The 22,488-nt window shown below is 58.9% G+C and carries 22 protein-coding genes and 1 pseudogene; 11 read left to right on the top strand and 12 right to left on the bottom strand.

Going from position 1 to position 22,488, the window contains the following annotated elements; all coding sequences use genetic code 11:
• Positions 1 to 45: 45 nt before the first annotated feature.
• Positions 46 to 396: pseudogene (gene arsC, locus hmeg3_RS20890) on the top strand (arsenate reductase (glutaredoxin)); the annotation flags it as partial.
• On the opposite strand, the gene hmeg3_RS20895 reads toward arsC, so the two are convergent.
• The 6 genes from hmeg3_RS20895 to hmeg3_RS20920 form a co-directional block, all read right to left on the bottom strand.
• On the bottom strand, positions 338 to 1,291 hold the full coding sequence (locus hmeg3_RS20895; RefSeq protein WP_094565452.1) for a TauD/TfdA family dioxygenase: 954 nt from the start codon (positions 1,289 to 1,291) through the stop codon (positions 338 to 340). The pseudogene arsC and the gene hmeg3_RS20895 overlap by 59 nt on opposite strands.
• Before the next feature lie 78 nt (positions 1,292 to 1,369).
• Positions 1,370 to 2,215, bottom strand: coding sequence for an ABC transporter permease (locus tag hmeg3_RS20900; RefSeq protein ID WP_094565453.1), 846 nt, complete (start codon positions 2,213 to 2,215; stop codon positions 1,370 to 1,372).
• A complete protein-coding gene (locus hmeg3_RS20905; protein ID WP_094565454.1) occupies positions 2,215 to 3,078 on the bottom strand; it encodes an ABC transporter ATP-binding protein in 864 nt (287 codons plus the stop codon). Before hmeg3_RS20905 ends, hmeg3_RS20900 begins: the two co-directional genes overlap by 1 nt.
• 38 nt (positions 3,079 to 3,116) lie before the next feature.
• A complete protein-coding gene (locus hmeg3_RS20910) occupies positions 3,117 to 3,641 on the bottom strand; it encodes a 3-isopropylmalate dehydratase (RefSeq protein ID WP_094565455.1) in 525 nt (174 codons plus the stop codon).
• Positions 3,638 to 4,912, bottom strand: a complete 1,275-nt coding sequence (locus hmeg3_RS20915) for an aconitase/3-isopropylmalate dehydratase large subunit family protein (RefSeq protein ID WP_094565456.1) — start codon at positions 4,910 to 4,912, stop codon at positions 3,638 to 3,640. The genes hmeg3_RS20910 and hmeg3_RS20915 overlap by 4 nt, the downstream gene beginning before the upstream one ends.
• A 5-nt stretch (positions 4,913 to 4,917) precedes the next feature.
• Positions 4,918 to 5,808, bottom strand: a complete 891-nt coding sequence (locus hmeg3_RS20920; RefSeq protein ID WP_094565457.1) for an oxaloacetate decarboxylase — start codon at positions 5,806 to 5,808, stop codon at positions 4,918 to 4,920.
• 450 nt (positions 5,809 to 6,258) lie between these two features.
• Between hmeg3_RS20920 and hmeg3_RS20925 the strand changes: the two genes are divergently transcribed.
• Entirely contained in the window at positions 6,259 to 7,209 is a 951-nt protein-coding gene (locus tag hmeg3_RS20925) for a MaoC/PaaZ C-terminal domain-containing protein (RefSeq protein WP_094565458.1), read from the top strand.
• Positions 7,199 to 8,356 (top strand): acyl-CoA dehydrogenase family protein, encoded by a 1,158-nt coding sequence (locus hmeg3_RS20930; RefSeq protein ID WP_094565459.1) that lies wholly within the window; start codon positions 7,199 to 7,201, stop codon positions 8,354 to 8,356. Before hmeg3_RS20925 ends, hmeg3_RS20930 begins: the two co-directional genes overlap by 11 nt.
• A gap of 36 nt (positions 8,357 to 8,392) precedes the next feature.
• Here hmeg3_RS20930 and hmeg3_RS20935 read toward each other — a convergent pair whose 3' ends face one another.
• Positions 8,393 to 9,220, bottom strand: coding sequence for an SDR family NAD(P)-dependent oxidoreductase (locus hmeg3_RS20935; protein WP_094565460.1), 828 nt, complete (start codon positions 9,218 to 9,220; stop codon positions 8,393 to 8,395).
• 109 nt (positions 9,221 to 9,329) lie between these two features.
• Entirely contained in the window at positions 9,330 to 10,523 is a 1,194-nt protein-coding gene (locus hmeg3_RS20940; RefSeq protein ID WP_094565461.1) for a lipid-transfer protein, read from the bottom strand.
• 508 nt (positions 10,524 to 11,031) lie between these two features.
• Here hmeg3_RS20940 and hmeg3_RS20945 point away from each other — a divergent pair.
• The 6 genes from hmeg3_RS20945 (at position 11,032) to hmeg3_RS20970 (ending at position 17,637) form a co-directional block, all read left to right on the top strand.
• Positions 11,032 to 12,201, top strand: coding sequence for an acyl-CoA dehydrogenase family protein (locus hmeg3_RS20945; protein ID WP_094565462.1), 1,170 nt, complete (start codon positions 11,032 to 11,034; stop codon positions 12,199 to 12,201).
• Positions 12,201 to 12,860: a TetR family transcriptional regulator gene (locus hmeg3_RS20950; RefSeq protein ID WP_094565463.1), complete on the top strand. Its 660-nt coding sequence runs from the start codon at positions 12,201 to 12,203 to the stop codon at positions 12,858 to 12,860. The genes hmeg3_RS20945 and hmeg3_RS20950 overlap by 1 nt, the downstream gene beginning before the upstream one ends.
• Positions 12,860 to 14,200, top strand: a complete 1,341-nt coding sequence (locus hmeg3_RS20955; RefSeq protein ID WP_094565464.1) for a phenylacetate--CoA ligase family protein — start codon at positions 12,860 to 12,862, stop codon at positions 14,198 to 14,200. Before hmeg3_RS20950 ends, hmeg3_RS20955 begins: the two co-directional genes overlap by 1 nt.
• 118 nt (positions 14,201 to 14,318) lie before the next feature.
• Positions 14,319 to 15,092 carry an enoyl-CoA hydratase/isomerase family protein gene (locus tag hmeg3_RS20960; RefSeq protein ID WP_094565465.1) on the top strand — a complete coding sequence of 258 codons (774 nt, stop codon included), beginning with the start codon at positions 14,319 to 14,321 and terminating at the stop codon, positions 15,090 to 15,092.
• A gap of 98 nt (positions 15,093 to 15,190) precedes the next feature.
• Positions 15,191 to 16,291, top strand: coding sequence for an ABC transporter substrate-binding protein (locus hmeg3_RS20965; protein ID WP_094565466.1), 1,101 nt, complete (start codon positions 15,191 to 15,193; stop codon positions 16,289 to 16,291).
• 95 nt (positions 16,292 to 16,386) lie between these two features.
• Positions 16,387 to 17,637 (top strand): thiolase family protein, encoded by a 1,251-nt coding sequence (locus tag hmeg3_RS20970; protein ID WP_094565467.1) that lies wholly within the window; start codon positions 16,387 to 16,389, stop codon positions 17,635 to 17,637.
• Between the two features lie 22 nt (positions 17,638 to 17,659).
• On the opposite strand, the gene hmeg3_RS24835 is transcribed toward hmeg3_RS20970, so the two are convergent.
• Positions 17,660 to 17,914, bottom strand: a complete 255-nt coding sequence (locus hmeg3_RS24835) for a YkgJ family cysteine cluster protein (protein WP_157739319.1) — start codon at positions 17,912 to 17,914, stop codon at positions 17,660 to 17,662.
• 129 nt (positions 17,915 to 18,043) lie between these two features.
• Here hmeg3_RS24835 and hmeg3_RS20980 point away from each other — a divergent pair, with 129 nt between their 5' ends.
• Positions 18,044 to 18,952, top strand: coding sequence for a LysR family transcriptional regulator (locus hmeg3_RS20980; protein ID WP_094565469.1), 909 nt, complete (start codon positions 18,044 to 18,046; stop codon positions 18,950 to 18,952).
• Here hmeg3_RS20980 and hmeg3_RS20985 read toward each other — a convergent pair whose 3' ends face one another.
• From hmeg3_RS20985 to hmeg3_RS20995, 3 genes are all read right to left on the bottom strand, one after another.
• Positions 18,953 to 19,786 (bottom strand): pirin family protein, encoded by an 834-nt coding sequence (locus hmeg3_RS20985; protein WP_094565470.1) that lies wholly within the window; start codon positions 19,784 to 19,786, stop codon positions 18,953 to 18,955.
• Between the two features lie 264 nt (positions 19,787 to 20,050).
• Positions 20,051 to 20,326 (bottom strand): DUF4148 domain-containing protein, encoded by a 276-nt coding sequence (locus tag hmeg3_RS20990; RefSeq protein WP_094565471.1) that lies wholly within the window; start codon positions 20,324 to 20,326, stop codon positions 20,051 to 20,053.
• A 99-nt stretch (positions 20,327 to 20,425) separates the two neighbouring features.
• Positions 20,426 to 20,671 carry a hypothetical protein gene (locus tag hmeg3_RS20995; protein WP_094565472.1) on the bottom strand — a complete coding sequence of 82 codons (246 nt, stop codon included), beginning with the start codon at positions 20,669 to 20,671 and terminating at the stop codon, positions 20,426 to 20,428.
• Positions 20,672 to 21,161: 490 nt separating this feature from the next.
• Between hmeg3_RS20995 and hmeg3_RS21000 the strand changes: the two genes are divergently transcribed.
• Entirely contained in the window at positions 21,162 to 22,379 is a 1,218-nt protein-coding gene (locus hmeg3_RS21000; protein WP_094565473.1) for an acyl-CoA dehydrogenase family protein, read from the top strand.
• The last annotated feature ends 109 nt before the right edge of the window (positions 22,380 to 22,488 follow it).

Here is a 22,488-nt window from a genome sequence, read left to right on the forward strand (position 1 = left end):
CATGACGTATACTTCCCGACCTGATCCATCACGACTTCTATCGCCATGTCCGACATCACGATCTATCACAATCCCAAATGCAGCACGTCCCGCAACGTACTTGAGATGCTGCGCCATGCCGGCATCGAACCGCAAGTCATCGAATACCTGAAAACACCGCCTGACCGTGCCACGCTGAAGAAAATCGTCGCTGCGACCGGCCAGCCGGTGCGGGACCTCATGCGCCGTCGCGGCACCTCGTATGACGAAAAGGATCTGGACAACGTCAAGTGGAGCGATGATCAACTGATCGACCTGATGCTGGAAGATCCGGTGTTGATCAATCGCCCTATCGTCGTCACGCCGTTGGGTGCACGCCTGTGCCGGCCGGTGGAGAAATTACAGGAAATACTGCCACCGGGTTAATCTCTTTCACCTCCGCCGGCAGCTCTGCGATTCTTCCAGAAGGCTGGCCGAGCAAGGTGGTGCGATACATGATGCGGCGCTGGCTGTGATCGTAATCGGACAGCGCGATATGCATGGCGCTGCGGTTGTCCCACATCATGGTGTCGCCGATTTGCCAGCGATGGCGGTAGACGTTTTCCGGCACGACGCTGTGTTCGTAGAGATATTGCAGCAAGGGCTGGCTCTCTTCCACCGTCATCCCTTCAATCGAGACCGAGGTCATCTCGCTGACATACAAGGCCTTGCGACCGCTGTCGTCATGTACGCGTGCAATCGGCTGATAGACCGGTGGGTTACGGCGGCGGATCTCGGCGAGTTCGTCGCTGGTGCGCGCCAGCCGCGTCTCTCGTGCCACCGACATGTCGTGCAGCGCATTGCGGCCATCGAGAATGGACTGCAAGGTCGGCGACAGACTTTCCCAGGCCTTGTACATATTGCAGAACATGGTGTCGCCGCCGACTTCGGGCAACTCTACGCAATGCAATAGCGACCCCTTCGCAGGACGCGTAGTGGTCGACAAGTCGGAGTGCCATTGACGGCCCACCGCCAGGCGTTTTCCACCGGCTTCGTAGTTGGTCACCAGCAAGATCTCGGGATAATCGGGATGGCGAAATCTGGGCACCGCCGCGTGATCGTCGAGCGCACCGAAGTTGCGGCTGAAGGCGATGTGCTCTTCGAAGGTCAGCGGCTGATTGCGAAACAGCAGGATGATGTGACGGTGCCAGGCATCGATCAAGGCCTGCACCGTCTCCGCATCCAGCGGCCTGTGCATATCGATGCCGATCACTTCGGCACCCAGCGCCGAGGACAAGGGTTTCAAGGAAAAGCTACTCATGCTGCCTCCCATCAAAATGGTGGCTACATCAGTTCGTCTCCGATTTTTATTTTTATCAAACCTGCCTGTAGTGAAATTGCGAGCAAGTTTTTATACCGTTGGAATCTTCGAACTGTCAGCCCAGAACAAAGCCTTGCGTTGCAGAATACCCATCAGCACATGCAGACACACCCCAATCGCCGACAACACAAACAGCGTGGCAAATACGCCCGCTGTATCGAGATTGACGTTCATCTGCATGATCGCGTTGCCAAGTCCCTTGCGTGAGCCGAGGAACTCGCCGACGATGGCGCCGAGGATGCTGAAGATGATCGCGATGTTGAGTCCCGCGAAAATCATCGGCAGCGCGCCCGGCAGGCGCACCATCGTAAAAATCTGCCAGCGCGTCGCGCGCAGCGAGCGCATCAGTTCCAGCCGCGCCGGATCGGTCGAACGCAGGCCGCTGATGACGTTGACCAGAATCGGAAAGAACGCAATCGTTGCGGCGATGATCACCTTGGATGTCATGCCGAACCCGAACCACATGATGAACAGCGGCGCGACCGCTACCTTCGGCGTGGTCTGGATGGCGATCAGATAGGGATACAGCGTTTTTTCCGCCAGCGGGAATTGCGCGATCAGGCCGCCCAGCACGATGCCGAACACCGCAGCGAGCAAGAAGCCTGACATGGCTTCGCCGAGCGTATAGAGCGCATTATCCCAATAGCTGGTATTCATCAGCGACAGCGCGATATTCGACGGCGCGGGCATGATGTAGATCGGAATTTCGAAGTAACGAATGATGGCTTCCCAGATCACGACCACAGCAACGAATACGCCCGGAATCAGGAGCAACTCGGGACGCGCCTTGAGCTTGCGGCGCAGACTGAACGGAGCAGGCGCAGGCGTCGTTTGCGTTGTGTGCGTTGTGGCCGCGCTGGTATGCACGCTTTCCATCAGATAAATCCTTGCGTATTGAATTGACTGCGAATGCGCTTGCTGAACACGCCGAAAGCATCGGTCGACATGATGTCGAGTCCGCGTTCCAACGGCAGGTCAACTGCGACCAGATCGGCGATGCGGCCCGGACGGTTGGACAACACCATGACGTGCGTGCCGAGAAAGATCGCTTCCGGAATCGAGTGTGTAACAAAGAGGATCGTCTTGCCGGCCTTGCGCCAGATGCGCAGCAGCTCCAGATTCATCACCTCACGTGTCATGGCATCGAGTGCGCCGAAGGGTTCGTCCATCATCAAAATCGATGGATCGTGGATCAATGAACGGGCGATGGCGACGCGCTGCTGCATGCCGCCCGACAATTCGCTGGGATAACGTCCGGCAAAGTCGGCCAGGCCGACCATTTCCAATAGCTCTTGTGCGCGCACGCGGCTGGCTGCCATGTCGAGGCCGAGCACCTTGGCCGGCAGCAAGACATTGTCGATGGCGGTCTTCCACGGCAACAACACAGGGCTTTGGAACACCATGCCGATATCGCGATGCGGTTCGTGGACTTCCTCGCCGTTGACTTTGATCGACCCGGCCGAACGCGGGATCAAACCGGAGAGCAATTTGAGCAGTGTCGATTTGCCGCAACCGGAAGGACCGACGATGGTCATGAAGCCGCCTTGCGGCACGGTGACTGAAATCGGCCCAAGCGCCTGCACCTTGCCACCGTCGTGGGTGGCGTAGGTTTTTTCCAGCGCCTCGACAACGATAGCGGCAGTGGCTGCAGCGCCAGCAGCATCGGCTTTGGGCTGGTTCAGATGAGTGCTTGCTTCCTGGCTGAATGAAGTGTCGCGCACGATAGACATGGCTGGCATCTAATTGACTCCTGAAGGTCTCGCATCATAGAGCAAAATCAGTTCACTAAAGTCGTCTTTACAAATTCGAGTCCGCCGCCGGCGTTGACGATGTCTTGCAAGAACGGCGACAGGGGTTCGACCTGCATCTGCTTACCGGTCGTGACGTTATGAATCGCGCCACGGCTGAAATCGATGTCGAGCTGATGGCCGTCATCGATGGCGTCGAGCACTTCTGTCGTGACCATCAATACCGGGACGCCCATGAAGATCGCCAGGCGGAACGGGCCGCGAGAGAGCGAACGCACCAGCAAGCCGACGCCGAGCGCCTTCATCGCGAGGAAGGGATGGCTGTGGTTGCTGCCGTGGGCGAAGTTGCGACCGGCAACGATGACGTCGCCTGGCTGCGCTTGCTGCGCGAACTCAGGACGCACTTCCGCGAGCAAGTGATGGCGCAACATGCGTGGATCGAACTCAAAGACATGACGTGCCGAAATCAACTGATCGCTGGAGATATCACTGGAAAATTTCCAGGCGCGGCCGCTGCTGGTTTTGCCCTTAATGCCTGTCACTTCGGCCGTCATTGCACACCTCCCTTGGCGAAGGCGCGCGGGTCAGTGATATGTCCGGTAATGGCGGAGGCGGCGACCGTCATGGCGCTGGCGAGGAAGATCTCCGCCTCGTTGCTGCCCATGCGGCCCGGATCATTGCGCGTGCTGGTGCTGATGCGGCGTTCGCCGGCGGTCAGCTGTGCGATACCGCCGAAGCAAGGCCCGCAGGTCGATGGCGAAATAGTGGCACCGGCAGCGGTCAGTTCGGTCAGCAATCCTTCTTGCAAGGCTTGCTGGAAAACTTGCTGGGTCGCCGGGATGACCAGCAGGTTGACGTCGGCGTGTACCTTGTGACCGCGCAGGATGGCGGCGGCGGCACGGATGTCTTCAATCGAACCGGATACGCAAGAACCGATGTAAGCGTGCTGGATGACGATGTCCGACATGGCCTGCGCTTCGCGCACATGATTGGGTGAGGGTGGAATCGAGACACGCGGCGTCAGCGTCGACAGATCGATGTCGATGGTCATGGCGTAGTCTGCGTCGTCGTCACTATTGACTGACGCCTGCGGCTGCGGATTGCTCACACCATGTTCGCGCAGATAATCGACGCAGCGCTGATCGACGGCGGCGATGCCCGACTTGGCGCCGGCGTCCACACACAGTCCGCAGATAGTCATGCGTTCCGGCACGGACAAGGTCGACAGGCCTTCGCCCTGGTATTCGATAACGCGGTAGCTGGTGGCTTCATCGTCGAGCTGCTGCATGGTCGCCAGCACGATATCGCGCGCGCCGACGCCGGGTGCACAGGCGCCGTTCAGACGTACGCGTATGGTTTCCGGCACTTTCATCCAGATCTGGCCGGTGGCCAGCACCATGGATACTTCAAACCCGAACGGCACCGACAAGGCGCCGACCGCGCCGAGGCCGGGAGCATGACTATCAGCACCGGCGGCGAACATGCCGGGCGCGATCAGTCCCTGCTCAACCATCAGCGGATGCGTGATACCTGCGCCGTCAAAGAAATGGCCGACCGACAGTTCCAACGCCAGCTTGCGGGTGAGCTTGTTGCGCTCGGCGCCGGCGATGCTGTGCACCGGCACTTCGTGGTCGATGATGACGGCGACGCGTTCCGGGTGGGCCAGTTTGGTCACGCCGATCTCGCGGATGCGTTTGATGTAAGCCGAGAACGACACCTCGGGAGCGGTCACCAGATCGGGACTGGCCCAAATGATTTCACCGTGCTCAACAGCACTGCGACCGCTGGTACGGGCAAGGATTTTTTGCGTCATGGTGGCACCCATGTCGGCTAGCTCCCGGTGGATTCTGTCGGTACTTCGGGTTCGTTCAACTGCGCATCGAAGGCTGCGGCGCGCTCAACGCCGACCAGACGGCCAACATCGGCGAACTTTGCCATGCCGTCAACCAGTTGCGCGGTGTCGCCTGCTTCAAACATGCTGCGCAGCATGGTTTGCTGCGCCTTGAATGTGGTCTGTATCAGCGATAAAGGATACAACGCCATCGCGAAGCCTGCTTGCGCCAATTGCTGTTGCGTGTAGCTGGGACGCACTGTTTCTGCGGCGACATACATCACGGGAATCCTGACGCTGGAGGCGACCGCTTCGAGCTCGGCCGGGGTGCTCAACGACGGCACCATGATGGCATCGGCGCCGGCGCGCTCCATCGCTTTGGCGCGCACGATGACTTCGTCGAGGCCGTAGATGGTCATGGCGTCGGTGCGGCCGATGATGACAAATTCGCTGCTCTTGCGGCCAGCGCGCGCGGCGCGCAAACGCAAGGCCATTTCTTCGCTGGGAACCAGTTTCTTGCCGGCCATGGCGCCGCATTTCTTGGGCATGATCTGGTCTTCCAGATGCAGGCCTGCGATGCCGGCTTTTTCAAAGGCGCGGACTGTTTCGGCAATGTTGGCCGCGCCGCCGTAACCGGTGTCGGCGTCGACAATAACCGGGATCGAAACCACCTCGGCAATGCGAGCCGCCTGCTGCACCATATCGGTCATGGTCAGCAGGCCGATGTCCGGTTTGCCATAGCTGGATGCGAGCGAGAATCCTGTCATGTAGGCGGCCTGAAAACCGGCCTGTTCGATCAGCAATGCGCCGAGCGGGTCATAGCAGCCAGGCACGGGTACGGCGCCGCCGCGGGCCAGCATGTCACGGATCAACGTTCCTGGGTGAGGCATCGGTATGGTCTCCTTCGTACACACGGTGAATCTCGCGTGTACTTTACCTGCACTGCGCCATAAATCGTAGTTTTTTGATGCGCGAACTAGTTGCCGTTCGTACTTGAGCTATCAACTGAGTTGTCTCTGATTCTGATTTTTGTGAGTGCTCTACTTCTGCCGATTCTGCGACAACAGCGATAACGCTGCGCTACCACCGCGCAGCGATGCCTGAAAAAGCAGGCCGGCGGGCAGGCACGGACGTGACAGACCACCCAGACAGCCTTGTTCGCTGTATTTATTTTTATTGACTTTGATTAATCATACTTAGTAGTATGTTTATGTCAAGGACGATTCTTCATTTTCCTTAGCCGCATTGCGGCATCCCGCCTGCATCGCCCTGATGTATCTGCAGTTCTCTCGTGCGCACCCTAAGTCATCGTATTCGAACACCACCTGTGACGAGGCCTCATGACCATCGACTATCGCAAGCTGATGCATTGGAAGATCCCTATCGCGCGGCAACATGTCACGCCGCACGATTGCATGCTCTATGCACTGGGCATCGGCCTGGGCGCCAATCCGCTGGATCGCGACGAATTGCACTACGTCTACGAAGAAGGTCTGCGCGTGCTGCCGACCATGGCGGCGGTGCTGGCCTATCCGGGCTTCTGGATGAAGCTGCCCGAGACCGGCATCGACTGGACCCGCGTAGTACATGCCGAACAGCAAATCGTCCTGCATCGGCCGCTGCCTGTTTGCGCGCGCCTCATCGGCGATACCCGCATCGTTGATATCGTCGACAAGGGGCCGGGCAAAGGCGCCTTGATTTATCAGGAGCGCGTTGTCACCGAAGAAAGCAGCGGCGAACCGATCTGTACCCTGCGCATGACCACCATGTGCCGCGGCGATGGCGGCGTGGAAGGCATGCCTTCGCCCGCTTCGGCGCATACCCGGCATCCGGCGCCGGTTCCTCTGCCGGAAACGCCGCCCGACTTTTGCGTCGATCTGCCTATCCTGCCACAAGCGGCGCTGATCTATCGTCTGTCCGGCGACACCAATCCTTTGCATGCCGATCCCGACGTCGCGCAGCGTGCCGGCTTTGACCGCCCTATCCTGCACGGACTGTGCACCTTCGGCATCGCCGGTCACGCCATCTTGAAAACCGTCTGCTGGCTGCATAAGCTGGAGATCAAATCCATCGGCGCACGTTTCTCGGCGCCGGTGTTCCCCGGTGAAACCCTGCGTACCGAAATCTGGCGCCGTGATGCCGGTCGCATTGCGTTTCGTTGCAGCGTGCCGGAACGCGACGTCGTCGTACTCAATTTCGGCCAGGCCGACATTGCGCCGCACGCTGCCGATCTGTCCGTGCATACCTATACGCGCGGACAGACCAACAAGGAAAAGATCCATGCCGCTTGATGAACAGACGCGCACCCAATTTGTGACAGCGGTGGAACGCTTCGTCACCGAACGTCTGCTACCGGCTGAAGTACAGGTTGAACAGGACGGCCGCGTGCCGGACGACATCCTCGGCGAAATGGCGGCACTGGGCTTGTTCGGCCTGAGTATTCCAGAGCAATGGGGCGGTCTTGGTCTGGGCATGGAGGACGAGGTCGCGGTATTGATTGCGCTGTGCCGCGCCAATCTGTCGTTCCGCTCTGCCATTGGCATCAACAACGGCGTCGGCTCGCACGGTCTGCTGACCTATGGCAGCGACACGCAGCGCGAACGTTATCTGCCGCAGTTGGCCAGCGGCGAAATGATTGCGTCGTTCTGCCTGACTGAACCAGACTGCGGCTCGGATGCCGCCGCTTTGCGCACCAGCGCACGTCTCGATGGAGATCATTGGGTGCTCGATGGGGTCAAGCGCTACATCACCAATGCACCGTCGGCCGATGTCTTCACCGTGATCGCACGTACTGATCCGGCGAGTCGCGACCATCGCGGTCTGTCGGCCTTTCTGCTGGATCGCAATACACCCGGACTCAACATCGGCAAGACTGATCGCAAAATGGGATTGCATGGATCGCATACGGCCGACGTGACCTTCGCGCACTGCCGCATTCCGGCCGATGCCATCATTGGCGAACCAGGCCTGGGATTTGCGTTGGCGATGTCGTCACTCAACCGCGGCCGGCTCAGTATCGCCGCCGCAGCCATCGGCGCCGGGTTGCGCCTGATGGAAGAAGCGCTCAACTACGCCACGCAACGGCACAGCTTCGGCGAACCGATCGCGCAGCATCAGCTCGTGCAAGCCATGCTGGCCGATTCCGAAACGGAATTGTTCGCCGCACGTTGCATGCTCGAGCACACCGCACGCCGCTTCGATCAGGGACTGCCGGTGATCAAGGAAGCGTCATGCTGCAAATTGTTCGCCACCGAAACGGTAGGCAAAGTCGCCGACCGCGTACTGCAGATTTTCGGTGGCGCGGGTTTCATGGCGGAATATCCCATCGAACGCATCTACCGCGACGTACGTGTGATGCGCATCTACGAAGGGACGTCGCAGATTCAGCAATTGCTGATTGCGAAGCAGATGCTCAAGGAGCATGCTGCCAAGCACTAATCGTCTTGCATCCCTTCCGTGTTTTTGCAACAGCCTCTAAGGACGGCCACCGCCGCAAATCACGATCTGCCCGCTGATGTAATTCGACTCCGGAATACAGAACAGATACACCGCCCCTGCCGCTTCCGCCGGTGTGCCTGCGCGTCCCATCGGAATCATCGTTTCCAGATTTTTCATCAACTGCTGATTGACGCCGACCTTGATTTCTTGTCCTGAGATATTGATGGTGGCGTCATCACCGGTGGCAGCTTCCGTCAAGCGTGTCTTGATCAGGCCGAAGGCAACGCTGTTGACGTTGATCTTGTAACGCCCCCATTCTTTTGCCAGGGCTTTGGTGAGTCCGTTGATCGCCGATTTTGCCGCGGAATAATTGGCTTGTCCGGCGTTGCCCATCACACCCGACACGGATGAAATATTGACCACCTTGCGGAACACTTCATGGCCTTGCTCGGCTTCTTCTTTCGCGGCGCGGCGAAAATACTCTGATGCCGCGCGCAGGATGCGAAACGGCGCCGTGACGTGCACATCCATGATGGCATCCCACTGTTCGTCGGACATCTTCTGGATCACGTTGTCCCAGGTGTAGCCGGCGTTGTTGACGATGATATCGAGACGGCCGAAGGTGGACAGCGCGGTGTCGACGAAGCGCGCGGCGAATTCAGGCGCAGTGACGTTGCCGACGCATGTCGTGGCGCGGCCACCGGCGGCGACGATTTCTTGCGTGACGCTCTCGGCGACGGCGGCATCAAGATCGTTGATGACAAGCGCGGCGCCATCAGCCGCCAGCTTGAGTGCAATCTCGCGTCCGATGCCGCGTCCCGAACCGCTGACGATGGCGACTTTTCCTTCCAGCTTGCTGCTCATACGGTCTCCTTCAATGATTCAAACGTGAATAAAGAGAATCAGCGAACAGGCGGCTTGCCATGGCGTGACATAGCGTGACGTGATGGGGCCGCTCGATTTTTTTGGTGTTTTATTGTTGTTGATACAGCGTGACGACACAGGCGCCACCCAGGCCGAGATTGTGCTGCAATCCCCAGCGCGCGCCGTCGACCTGGCGTTGCCCGGCCTGTCCGCGCAATTGCCAGACCAGTTCCGCACACTGCGCCAGACCGGTCGCGCCGAGCGGATGACCTTTCGACAGCAGACCGCCGGACGGATTGGTGACGATCTTGCCGCCATACGTATTGTCGCCGTCGAGGATGAATTTTTCTGCGGTGCCGGGTGGTGTCAGTTTGAGTGCTTCATAACTGATCAATTCGTTGGCGGTGAAGCAGTCATGCAACTCGACAACGTCGATGTCTTCCGGTCCGACGCCGGCTTCGGCATAGACGCGTTCCACTGCAGTCGCCGTCATGTCGTAGCCGACCAGTCTGCGCATATCACCGCTCCTGCCACTGTCGAAGGATGCGGGCCGGTCGGTGGTCATCGCCTGCCCCGCTATGGCGACGCTGGCATCAAGTTTGAACCAGCGCGCAAAACGTTTGGAACACAGCACCGCCGCGGCCGCGCCGCAGGTCGGCGGGCAACACTGGAAGCGCGTCATCAGGCCGAACACTGACGGTGACGCCATCACTTCTTCCAGCGTCAGCGGTGCGCGAAAGACGGCATAGGGATTATGCGCGGCATGACGGCGCGCCTTCACCGCGATGCGTCCAAAGGTCTCCGGCGCGATGCCGTACTGATCGAGATAGGCCTGCCCGGCGCCACCAAAAAATTGCGCAGCGCGCGGCGCATTGTCATCGAATCCCTGGATGCTTTTCATCACATCCGCAAAGCGTTGCAGCGGCGCGGGCCGATCGGCGTAGATGGTCTTCAGCGCGCCCGGCGACATTTGCTCGACGCCGACGACGAGCGCGCAATCGATAGCGCCGCAAGCGATCGCCTGACGCGCGAGAAAAAGTGCGGTGGAACCGGTGGCGCAATTGTTGTTGACGTTGATGATGGGAATGCCGGTGAGACCGACTTCGTAGAGCATCGCCTGCCCGCTGGTGGAGTCGCCGTAGACGTACCCGGCATAGGCTTGTTCGATGGCTTCGTAACGTAACCCGGCATCGTTGAGTGCGGCACGCATTGCTGTTGCGCCCATGTCCACATACGACGCACTCGTACCTGGTTTGGCAAAGGGAATCATGCCCACGCCGGCGACATAAACTTTTTCGCTCATGACCGTCTCCTCGCCCCTTCTGGGTCCGCGCCGGCAAGATTTTTAGCTGGCGTGTAAAGTATTGCGAACGCGTGTACTAAATATCCAGAACTCATTTCATCAATAGGCGTGAGATGCGTTCTTCCCAGAAAGGGCGCTGGCAAGGCGCGTGACGCGTCGCGTGGTAAGCCACGCGCAAGGAGCGCAACACGGCCAGCGCCCTTTCTGGGAAGAACCCGGAGGGAGCGGCCTGTTTGGGCGAATTGCTGCGTTACGAATCGGGGTCAAGACACCCAGTCTTGACCCCGATTCGCGCCTTGCACTTCATCCCAAACAGGAAAAGCTCGCACTCACGCCTATTGATGAAATGAGTTCTAGTTGGCGAAAGCAAATGTTTCTGCTTGACCAACAAGTAAGCACGTTGGTTGACTCCAATCATACTACTTAGTATATTAGATCGAAGTCAATATAAGAAAAAGCCGCGCTACAACACACCTGCAGCCGCACCTCACACGGCAATGGAGAGAAGATGGCGATTATTTGGGACCCTCCTCTTACTGAGGAGGCTCGTAACTGGCGAGACATTGCACGCCGGCTTGCGCATGATCAGTTGGCCCCCCTTGCGGCCGAGATCGATCGCGATCAACGCTACCCTCACGAAAACGTTCAGGCACTCCACGAGAGCGGCATCGCCTCGATGTTCATCCCCGAGGAATATGGCGGCGGCGGCGCATCGCTGATAGCCTTCTGCGCGGTCATCGAAGAGCTAGCGCGTGCCTGCGCGTCCACCAGCGGCATCGTCGCAACCTTGCAGCTGGGCGCATTGCCGCTGCTACGTGCCGGCACATGCGCACAAAAGGACACCTACATCCGCTCTATCGTCGCCAAGCGTGAATCGATTTCCTTCGCGCTGAGCGAGCGCGAAGCAGGTTCAGATCCTTCCAACATGCAGACGCTCGCCATTCCGGAAAACGACGGCTGGCGGCTGCGTGGTGAAAAACGCTGGATTGGCGGCGGCGGCGAATGCGCCTACTACGTGGTATTTGCGCAAACGGAGCCGGGCAAGGGACGCGCAGGCATCGCCGCCTTTATCGTCTCGGCCAACGCCGACGGGGTACGCGATGACGCGCGCGAAGACAAGATGGGCATGCGCGGCACCGTCAACACTACCGTCGTGCTGAATACCTGGGTGCCGGCAGAAAGCATGATCGCCGCGCCCGGCAAAGCCCTCAAGCTCGCCCTGGAAGCGTTGAACGTCGGACGCGTCGTCGTGGCGGCGCAATCGAATGGCATTGCACTCGCGGCATTCACCGCTGCGGCGCGCCGTGCGGCGGTTCGCACCACCTTCGGACAGCATCTGGTTGACCACCAGGGAATAGGTTTCAAGCTTTCTGATGTCGCAACTCGGCTATCCGCAGGTAGAATGCTTGCATACGAGACCGCCCGCAGTTTCGATACCGGTCAGGATGTCGCGCTCATCGGCGCCCAAGCAAAGTTGTTCTGCAGCGAGGCTGCCCATGACGCAGTCGATATCGGCGTACAGGTATTTGGGGGGGAAGGTTTCGTGAAGCCTTCGCTCGTCGAGCGTCTTTATCGTGATCAGCGCGCCACCGAAATTTATGAAGGTACTTCGGAGATCCAGAGACTGGTGCTCGCACGGGCGATACATGCCGAGTTTAATAATGAGGAGCAAGCATAATGAAGGTCGACACAGCACGTCCCACATCGACAACAAATGAATTTGCCGGAGACGATACAGATCCACGCAGCGAGATTCTCGATGCAGCGGCTCTGGCATTCATGACAAAAGGTTATGCCGCTACCAGCATCGACGATGTCGCTGATATTCTCAGCGCCACCAAGGGCAAGATCTACCATCACTACCGCAAGAAAGCCGACCTGTTCTTCGACGTACACAAGCGCGGCATGGAAATGGATCTGGCCGCCGTGCAAGCTGCTGCCTCGCTGTCGCATCAGAAGGCGATCGACAAGCTGCGCGCAATGACACTGGCGCACATTACCGTGATCATGGATCACCTGCCGTACCAGCGCGTCGCCGTGCAAGGTCTGGAAATGCATCTGGCCGGCGAAACCACTGCCGCCCAACGCGAAGTCCTGTCCGAAATTCTGGTACTGCGCGATCAATACGAAAACCTGTTCCGCGACACCATCCGCCTGGTCATGGAAGAAGGCCACGCGCCGCAGCAAGATCTGCAGATCGTGGTGAAGGCATTCTTCGGCGCGCTCAACTGGACTACCATCTGGTTCCGTCCCCGCGTCGATCAGACCGAAGCTGAAAAGCTCTCCGTCGCCGACACCATCGCCACCTTTGCCATTCGCGGGCTTGGGGCGGAGTAATGCGCTCCGGTGCGCTCCTCGCCGCCGCGCCCTTGCATCTTGATCCCATCGAAAGCTGGGATCGCGCCACGCTGGAATCATTCCAGCTGGCGAAGCTGCGAACCCAGTTGGCGCGGCTCGCACAAGACAGCGCGTACTATGCGCCGCTGTTTAAACGGCTAGGCTGGAACGCCGGCGAACTTGGTTCGCTGGCTGACCTGAGCAAGCTGCCGTTCACGACCAAATCCGACTACGTCAATTCCATCGGTCCCGATGCGCCTTTCGGACAGTTCATGACTGTGCCGCGAAGCGACGTGCTGCGCATGCATTTTTCCTCCGGCACGACATCAACGCCGACGCCGCAATTCTGGACCCAGCACGATCTCGACCGTTGGGCCGCGATGTACGCACGCCACTCGCACGCGCAGGGCATCGGCCCGGACGACATCGTGCAATGCATGTACAGCTACACCTGGTTCGTCGGCGGTCTCGGCGCCACGGCCGGTTATCAACGCGTCGGTGCCATGGTGATCCCGGCCGGCAGCCAGGATACCGAACGCCAGATCAATACCCTCTTCACCTACGGCAGCACCGTACTGTGCGGCACGCCCTCATTCATCACGCATCTGGCGGAAGAAGTCCGCAAGCGCGGACGCGATCCGGCTACGTCAACCGTGCGCACCATCATGATGGGTGGCGAACCCGGCGCCAGCATCCCCGCCACGCGCAAACGCATTCAAGAACTGTGGGGCGCGCGCGCCTATGATGCCTACGGCTGCCTTGAATTTCAGCCGATTGCCGGCGAATGCGACGCGCAGGCCGGACTGCATCTGGCGGAAGATTTCCTCTATGCAGAAGTGGTCGACGCCGAAACCCGCCAGGCCGTCCCCGACGGCACACCCGGCGTGCTGGTGGTGACCCATCTCGACAAACAGGCCGGGCCGCTGGTGCGCTGGTGGACCGGCGATATCGTAGTGCGCGATTCCACACCTTGTACCTGTGGCCGCACGCATGCGCGCCTGCTCGGCGGCGTGCGCGGACGTGCCGATGACATGCTGGTGGTACGCGGCGTCAACGTTTTTCCTTCCGCCGTCGAAGAGGTGGTGCGCAAGTCGCCCGGTCTCGGCGACGAATATCAGCTGGTGATCAATGCCTCGGTCTATGATGCCGGCGGCTTCATGAAATCCCTCCACGTGCGCGTGGAACAAAGCGACGCGTCTGCCGACACAGACCAACTGGCCGCACAGCTGGTGCGCGATATCAAAGAGAAGTTGCAGGTCGGCGCTGCCGTAGAGGTCCTGCCTTTCGGCACGCTCACACGCAGTACGCACAAGGCAAAACGCCTGGTCAGGGAAGACTGACCGGAGACAGGCACGACAGCATCGGAATATAAAAAACCAAGAAGCCACAAGAAATAGAAAAGGCTCGTTTCCCACGGGTAGCACCGATCAGCGCCAAGCAACATCAGGAGGAGCGGACATGGAAGCCATCGTCACCGTCGAGCATACCGACGTCATCGCCTGGGTCAGCATGAACCAGCCCGAGCGGCGCAATGCCTTGACGCCGGAAATGCGCGATGCCCTGATCGACGTCTTCGAGCGGCTCGCAGAAAATGTCGACTGCCGCGCCGTGATCCTGGGCGGCAGCGATCGCAGCTTCTGCGCCGGCGGCGACCTGTCCAGCCTGCCTTCGGGCGACACGCTCGCCAGCCGCAAACGCATGGCGCAGGCCCATCGCCTGCTGCGCCTGATTACCGAACTCTCCAAACCCGTCATCGCCGCCGTCGACGGCACCGCATTCGGTGCCGGCATGTCATTGGCGTTGGCCTGCGATTATGTGCTGTGCAGCGAACGCGCACGTTTTTGCACAGCCTTCTCCAACGTCGGCTTGATGGCGGATATGGGCTTGCTATGGTCTTTGCCGCAGCGCGTTAGCTCGGGACAGGTTCGCCGCCTGCTGTTCACCAGCGTGGTAGTCGACGGCGATGAGGCGCTGCGCCTCGGGCTCGCCGATCAATTGGTCACTTCGGAAGAACTGCATCAGAGTGCGCTCGACATCGCGACCCAATTTGCGGGTGCACCGCCCTTGTCGGTGGCGCTAACCAAGGCCGCACTCACGCGCATGCCGGCGCCGTTGCAAAATGTGGTGGGACTGGAACTCGACGGCCAGTCGCAATTGTTTTCCAGTGCAGATTTCACGGAAGGGCGTTATGCCTTTCTGGAAAAAAGACGGCCGCAGTTTCAAGGGCGTTGATTAATCGATCAGTTACTCGCTTTACCGAAAGATTCGTACCTGCGGGTATGGTGGCACTTCAGTTAGGATTGCGCTCGTCACAACATAGAGGACATGTCATGAAAAGACTATTCACTGCATTCGCAACGCCGCTCTGCACCGCCCTCACCGGTGTCTTCGCCGGCAGCCTGGGTTTGAGCCTGGTGGTCGTACCGGCCCAGGCGCAGGAAAGAGAAAAAGTCACCATTGCGATCGGTACCGATGTGCTCGACGCGTCGCAGGTCAACAATACATCCCTCCCTATCTACACCAAGTGCTGGGAAAACGCCGGCCTCGACGTCACGCTGCAGCCCACCAATTCCACCACGGCCATGCAGGCCGTGCTGACCGGCCAGGCTGACATGGTCAACATGGGCCCGGCGGCGGCAATCATTGCCCGTACCAAGGGTGCGCCGCTGAAAGCGGTGTATCTCAACATGCGCCACAACTTCCAGTTCCCGGTGGTGCTCGACTCGTCGCCGATCAAAACGATAGCCGACTTCAAGGGCAAGACGATCGGCGTGCTGTCCTACGGTTCGCAAATGGTGCAGATCTTCAAAGGCATGCTCACTGAAGCGGGCATCAATCCGGACAAAGATGTGACCTTTGTCGAAACCGGGTCCGGCGCGCAAGCCGTCACCGCGTTGTCGCGTGGTCGCGTCGACATCTGGGGCACCTGGGATTCGCAAATTGCCACAGCAGAAAACATGGGTCTGAAGCTGCGCCGCTTCTCGTCGCCGTTTGCCGACAAGCTCAATTTCGGCGGATCGTATTTCGTGCGCGACGACATGATTACCAAGCGTCCCAAGACCATCGAAAAAGTCTTGCGCTGTGTTGCCATGGGCTCGGTCACCGCGCTCGCCAATCCCCAAGGATCATTGAAGGTGCATTGGAAAGTGTTCCCGCTCACCAAGCCCTCAAGCGTGGATGACGCGACGGCCATCAAACAAGGCCTGCACATCATTCAGACGCGCGGCGAATTCCTCAAGCTGGAACCGGGCGTCAAATGGGGGGAAATCCCGATCAGCGCCGTCGCCAACATGGTGGCCTTCATGAAGGCTAACAACGTCATCCAGACCAGCCCCAAGCTGGAAGACCTGTACACCAATCAGTTCATCGCCGGCATCAACAACTTCGATACGGCCAAAGTGGTGGCTGCGGCCAAAGCGCTGCCGCAGTAAGCAGAACTCAGCCACACTCCGCCAGTTTTACGCTACCGGCCGCGTTTGAATCGCGACCGGTAGCGCCCCTTCCCTCTTTACCTGCAGGTCGCGTCATGACAAAACCCGTCTATGTCGCCGGCATTGGTATGACGACGCTCGGCAAACATCTCGACAAATCCGTCAAACAACTGACTGCCACCGCAGTCGAACTGGCGCTGCAAGATGCCGGTATCGGCAAGGATGCCATCGAGGCGGCGTGGTTCTGCAACACGCGTCAGGGTGTGCTGGAAGGCCAACATGGGGTACGCGGACAAGCTTCGCTGCGCGCGATGGGCTTCGAAGGCATCCCGATCTTCAACACCGACAATGCCTGCGCCAGTTCCAGCTCGGGATTGATGCAAGCCTATGCAGCAGTGCGCGCCGGTGTGTACGAAGTAGCGCTGGTGGTCGGCACGGAAAAGATGAACTACCCGCACAAGCGCCAGGAGATGTTCGAAGCCTTCAAGGGTAGCTGGGATCGCGACCTCGCCGACCGCCACATGCAGCAATTGCTGGCCATGGGCGCCGGGCTTGATCTCCCGCCGGAAGCGGCGGAGACCAACAACGCCACCGAACGCAGCGTGTTCATGGACATCTACGCAGCACAGGCGCATTTCCACATGAAGACCTTCGGCACCACGCAACGCCAGATTGCCGCCGTCGCCGCAAAGAACCATTGGCATTCGCAATTCAATCCGCTGGCGCAATACCGCACGCCGATGAGCATCGAGGAAGTACTGGCCGACAAAATGATTGCATGGCCGATCACGCGCGCCATGTGCGCGCCGATGAGCGACGGTTCCTGTGCGCTGGTCGTGATGTCGGATTGGGCCGTGAAAAAATTGGGTAACGCATCGCGTGCGGTGAAAATCCGCGGCATCGCAGTCGGCAGCGGCACCGAACGCACGCCGGAACAATACGACCGCCACCTGACCCGTCTCACCGCACTCAAGGCCTACGACATGGCCGGCATCGGCCCGCAGGATATTTCCGTCGCTGAATTGCACGACGCCTCTGCCATTGCCGAAATCCTGCACGCCGAAAACGTCGGCTTCTGCGCCTACGGCGACGGCGGCCCGCTCGCCGAAAGCGGCGATACCAAACTGGGTGGGCGCTTGCCGATCAACGTCTCCGGCGGACTGCTCTCCAAAGGCCATCCAATCGGCGCGACCGGCGCCATCCAGATTCACGAACTGGTCACGCAGTTACGTGGAGAAGCCGGCCAACGGCAAGTGGAAGGCGCAAGAATGGGACTGGCGGAAAACGGCGGAGGATTTTACGGACTGGAAGAAGCGGCTTGCGTGGTGACGATACTGGAAAAATAGTGCTCGCAAAAAATACCGGAGATCAAGGCGCGGTGAGCTGCTCCAGCCGTGTCAGATAAAACATCCCCGCCTCACGGCTATCGCCGCACATCTCGGCAGACGCCTGCAAACCGGAACAACACGCGGGCCGTTCCGGCTGGCCGAAAATCGCACACCGCAAGTCCTCCATCAGTTGCACGCAAGGCACGCCCGCCGGCTTGCCATTGGGCATGCCGGGAATCGGACTGGAGATGGAAGGCGCCGTGCAGCAGGCACCGCATTGAGGACGGCAGTTCATTTTCAGGTTCATATTCGAAGGGGCGTATTCTACCGCTTCAGCGCCAAACCAAGCATGCAGAGACTTTTCAGCCGATAATTGCCCTGCGGCGACATCCTTGCCGCGCACAAAAATAAACAGGGAAGGCGCATGACGCAAGATCTGAACGACCTCTACTACTTCGCCGTCGTGGTGGAACATCGTGGCTTTGCCGCCGCCGGCCGGGCGTTGGGCATTCCCAAATCGAAACTGAGCAGACGCATTGCGCAGCTTGAAGAGCGCCTGGGCACGCGCCTGATTCAACGCTCCACGCGCAGCCTGTCGGTGACCGAGCTGGGTCAGAGCTATTACGAACACTGCAAGGCAATGCTGGTGGAAGCCGAAGCCGCGCAGGAAGCCATTGAACGCAATCGCGCCGAACCGCAAGGCACGGTGCGCCTGACTTGTCCGGTGGCGCTGCTGCATGGACGCGTGGGTGTGATGCTGGCGGATTTTTTGATGGAACATCCACGGGTCACCTTGCAGGTGGAATCGACCAACCGCCGCGTGGATGTCATCAATGAGGGGGTCGACGTGGCCTTGCGTGTACGTCTGCCGCCGTTGGAAGACAGCGACCTGGTGCTGAAGACTTTCGGCGTGCGTCACTGGTGCCTGACCGCGAGTCCTGCTCTGCTGGAGAAATGCCGGGTGCCGGAAGTGCCTGCCGACCTGCATCGTTTCCCCAGCCTGAGCATGACAATTCCTGCGGAAGATCACGTCTGGTATCTGGAAAACACCGATGGCGAGACCGCTTCCATCCGCTACAACCCGCGCATGATGACTGACGATACGACCGCGCTGAAACGCGCAGCCGTCGCTGGTGCGGGAATCGTATTCCTGCCGACGATGGTGGTGATCGATGAGTTAAGAAATGGCACTCTGGTCAAGGTGCTACCGGATTGGGCGCCAAAGTCAGGCATCATCCACGCCGTGTATTCGTCGCGCCGCTTTCTGTTGCCGTCGGTGCGGCAGCTGATCGATTTTCTGGCGAAGCGTTTTGAAGAGCTGGAAGATTACTGATCAGGCTGCAACCGAGCTTGTCGCTGCTACGGAGCTGGCCGGCACATTGATTGGATCACCACTCAGCAGCAGTGCCGTGGTGCTGGCATGGGTTTCGAGGAAGATGCCTTCGCCCTGGGCGTCCAACATGACCACTTCACCGGCGCGTGCAGTCTGATCACCGTTGATCATGACCGAACCGTTCAAGATTGCCAGTAGCAGCGTGCGCCCTTCAACCGTCTTCAATTCACTGGCACAGCGCGATTTCAGCTGCAGCTCCCATACGTCGAACGATGACGATGTCGGCACCGCACCGCGGTGGCTCGCACAATGTCCCGCAATGACGCGGATGTGACCGCCGTCCTCGGGCAGGCGCAGCGTTGGAATTGCGTCAACGCCGATGATCTTCTCTGCCGGTACATGATGCAGATGGGGCGGACAGTCTGATGCCGGCAACGGCAAGTCAATCCACAGCTGCAGCATCTCGATCACGTCGTTGCGCCGGGTGCTGACGGGTTGAAATTTCCCTGTTGCAGTCGTGTCGGAAACGGTCATCCATTTCACATCGCCCGCCCCGATCAACACCGTCTTTCCGGATGCATCGGTATATTCCAGCTGGCCTTGATAGACCATCGTGAGCATCTTGCAATTGCTGTGGGTGTGCGGCCTGACGGCGATGGCACTGTCCGAAGTCGGCGCAAGAGTCGATATCGGCGTTGGTGCAACATGGTCGAGCGACAAAAAAGGACTGACGTGCCGGCCCAGCGTACGCTGCGAAAAAAGCGTGCGTGCCAGCAAGCCGTCGCCGATGCGATGTTGCCTGGTGCCGCTGTAGATGCCGAGAATTTTTTTCATGATTCATCCTCCTGTTTGTCACTCCTGGCGTGCGCGCGAGGAGATACCTCAGGAGTCAGGCAATCCTTCATTCAGTCGTGAAATAAGAAAAAGAGAAAAAACAGAAGTGCTGGAGACATCCGCTTGCAAGATCAGCGTGCGGGGGACAACTGATCTTGCAAGGGTGTAAAACGAGACCTCTTGCGAGGCTGAACGCGCTTGGCGTGCGGGAGGAGCGGACGGAAACGGTGACAACTACGAGAACACCTGTCCGTCATGCCATCCTCAGGCGCCGATATCGAGCGACTTGCTGCGGTCAACTTGCTTCAATTCTTCCTTGACGGCCTGGCGTGTCACGGTCGATTTGTGTTGCACTTCAACCGGATACAGATCGTTGCTGATGATTTCGCCATTGGCGCGTGCTTGCTTCAGTTCTTCGATCACTTGGGCACGTGTCTTGTGCGAAGCGATTTGTGTTTCTGGTGGGTAGGCTTCTTCAGCCATTGCGCTGCCGATAACGGAGAGGAAAAGCAGGCCTGTGGCGATTTTCTTGATGTTCATGATAGTTCCTTGGTATGTCGATGATATCGATGGTATCGATGGTATTGATGAGTAAAGGTCGGTAGACCTTGTCTGGTGCTGCTTTGTACCGGCGTCGGATTAACGCAGATACAGTGTTTCGGCGTAGCTCAGCGGTTCGCGGTTAGCGACTTTTTGCTGAATTTCCTGACGCTTGATAGCGGACTTCGATTGATGCTTGACGACTTCTTGCACGTTGGCCTGAGTGCCCTTGTCGGCATCAGCTGTCGTGTTTGCTGCATAAGTGCTGCCTGCTGCGGCGATCAGAAGAACTGCTGCGGCAAGTTGTTTGACATTCAGGTCAAAGCGGGCGGTAGTGGTGCGCATGATGATTCTCCAAAAAATTAATTTATTCACAATAAATTGGCTTGTGGCAATGTGCCTGCGAAGCCGACGGCGAGATGAAACTGGTATGAAACTGAAACCGGACTGATACCAAACAGTTGCGTTCGCTTTTGTGTTTTGCAAGTGCGACTGCTTGAGACGAAGTGTAGGTTTTGATTCGAATGGTGACTAGGAGGCAAAATTCGGATGGATTGTTCTATTAATGGAACGATTGAGCCGCTTGAATCCCCTGCGGTTGCCCTCAACGCCATCCCCGTCGCTACGCCTTCCCGGAAAGCCGGCCTCGTCCGGCGGTCATATCGATATCTGTTTATCTTCGTTATCAAGCAAGTTTTGCTGCCAGATAATCGGTCGCTTAGTACTGTGATCCGCCCCCGCCCCCTTTCCCTCAACTGACGGATCGGACGGATTGCATCACGACTTCGACGACAGCGATTCATAGACACGATTAACACCCGCAAAAAAGGCAACCATGACTCAAGCATCCGGCCCGACCAACTCCGACGCATTGTTCGCTCGCTTTCAGGACATCTTCGCGCGCATCGCGCAAGGCAGTATCGACCGCGAGAACGACCGCGAGCTGCCCTATGAAGCCGTGCAATGGCTCAAGGACAGTGGCTTCACATCCCTGCGCGTACCCGTGGAACAAGGCGGCAGCGGTGTCACCCTGCCGCAATTTTTCGGCCTGCTGATCCGTCTGGCGGAAGCGGAATCGAACCTGCCGCAAATCCTGCGCGTCAATGCCGGCTATACCGAACTGCTGCTGGAGCGCAAAGACGATGAAGACACCCGCCATTGGCTAAGCGTCATCGGCAAAGGAGAAACCTTCGGTGCGGCGGCCTCCGAGCGCACCAACTCGACCAGCAACTCGGTCACGGTCACGCCCGATCCGGACAAGCGTCCCGGCCACTTTTTGCTGAACGGTGAAAAATATTATTCGACCGGCACGCTGTATGCCGACTGGATTCTGGTGCGTGCGCACGACGACGAGTCAGACCTCAACGTGTTGATCAAGAGCGACACACCGGGTGTCACCCGGGTCGATGACTGGGATGGTTTTGGTCAGCGCCTGACCGGCAGCGGTACAACGCGTTTTAACAACGTGCTGATCACGCAACAGCAAATCCTTGATCGCTATCACGTCTCGCAGCCGCGTCGCAACACCATCATCACCGCGTTTTATCAGACCGTGCATCTGGCCACGCTGGCCGGTATCGCACGCGCTGTACAACGCGATGCCGTTGCATTTACACAAGCCCGCACACGCACTTTCGGCGTACCGGGGCAATCCAGTCCACGCGACAATCCGCTGGTGCATCGTGTGGTGGGACGACTCGCCAGCCTTGCATGGTCTTCGGAACAACTGGTCAACGCCATCGCCACCGCGATCGAAAACGTGCATCAGGCACGCAAAGCCGGCACCGCCAAGCCGGAAGACTACATCGCGCTCGATGTACAAACCTTCCAGGCGCAACAGGTCATCATCGGCCAGGTACTGGAAGCCAGCACGCTGCTGTTTGAAGTCGGCGGCGCGTCGGCAACCAGTGACAAACGCCGGCTTGATCGTCACTGGCGCAACGCACGTACGCTGGCTTCGCACAATCCGGCGACCCAGCGCGAGGCGGCAATCGGCGACTATCACCTCAACGACAATCCACCAAACGAGCGTTTCGGCTTCTCGTATGCGTAAGCAATCTCTCGCGCTCATCTACTGAAAAAATCCGCATAAGAACAAACGAATTCATTCGTTTGTCTCGCTCGCAGTCCTCTCTACACTTGTTCGTTCATCCTGCACGGCG

Source organism: Herbaspirillum sp. meg3, from assembly GCF_002257565.1.
In the GTDB taxonomy this organism is placed as follows: Bacteria; Pseudomonadota; Gammaproteobacteria; order Burkholderiales; family Burkholderiaceae_D; genus Herbaspirillum.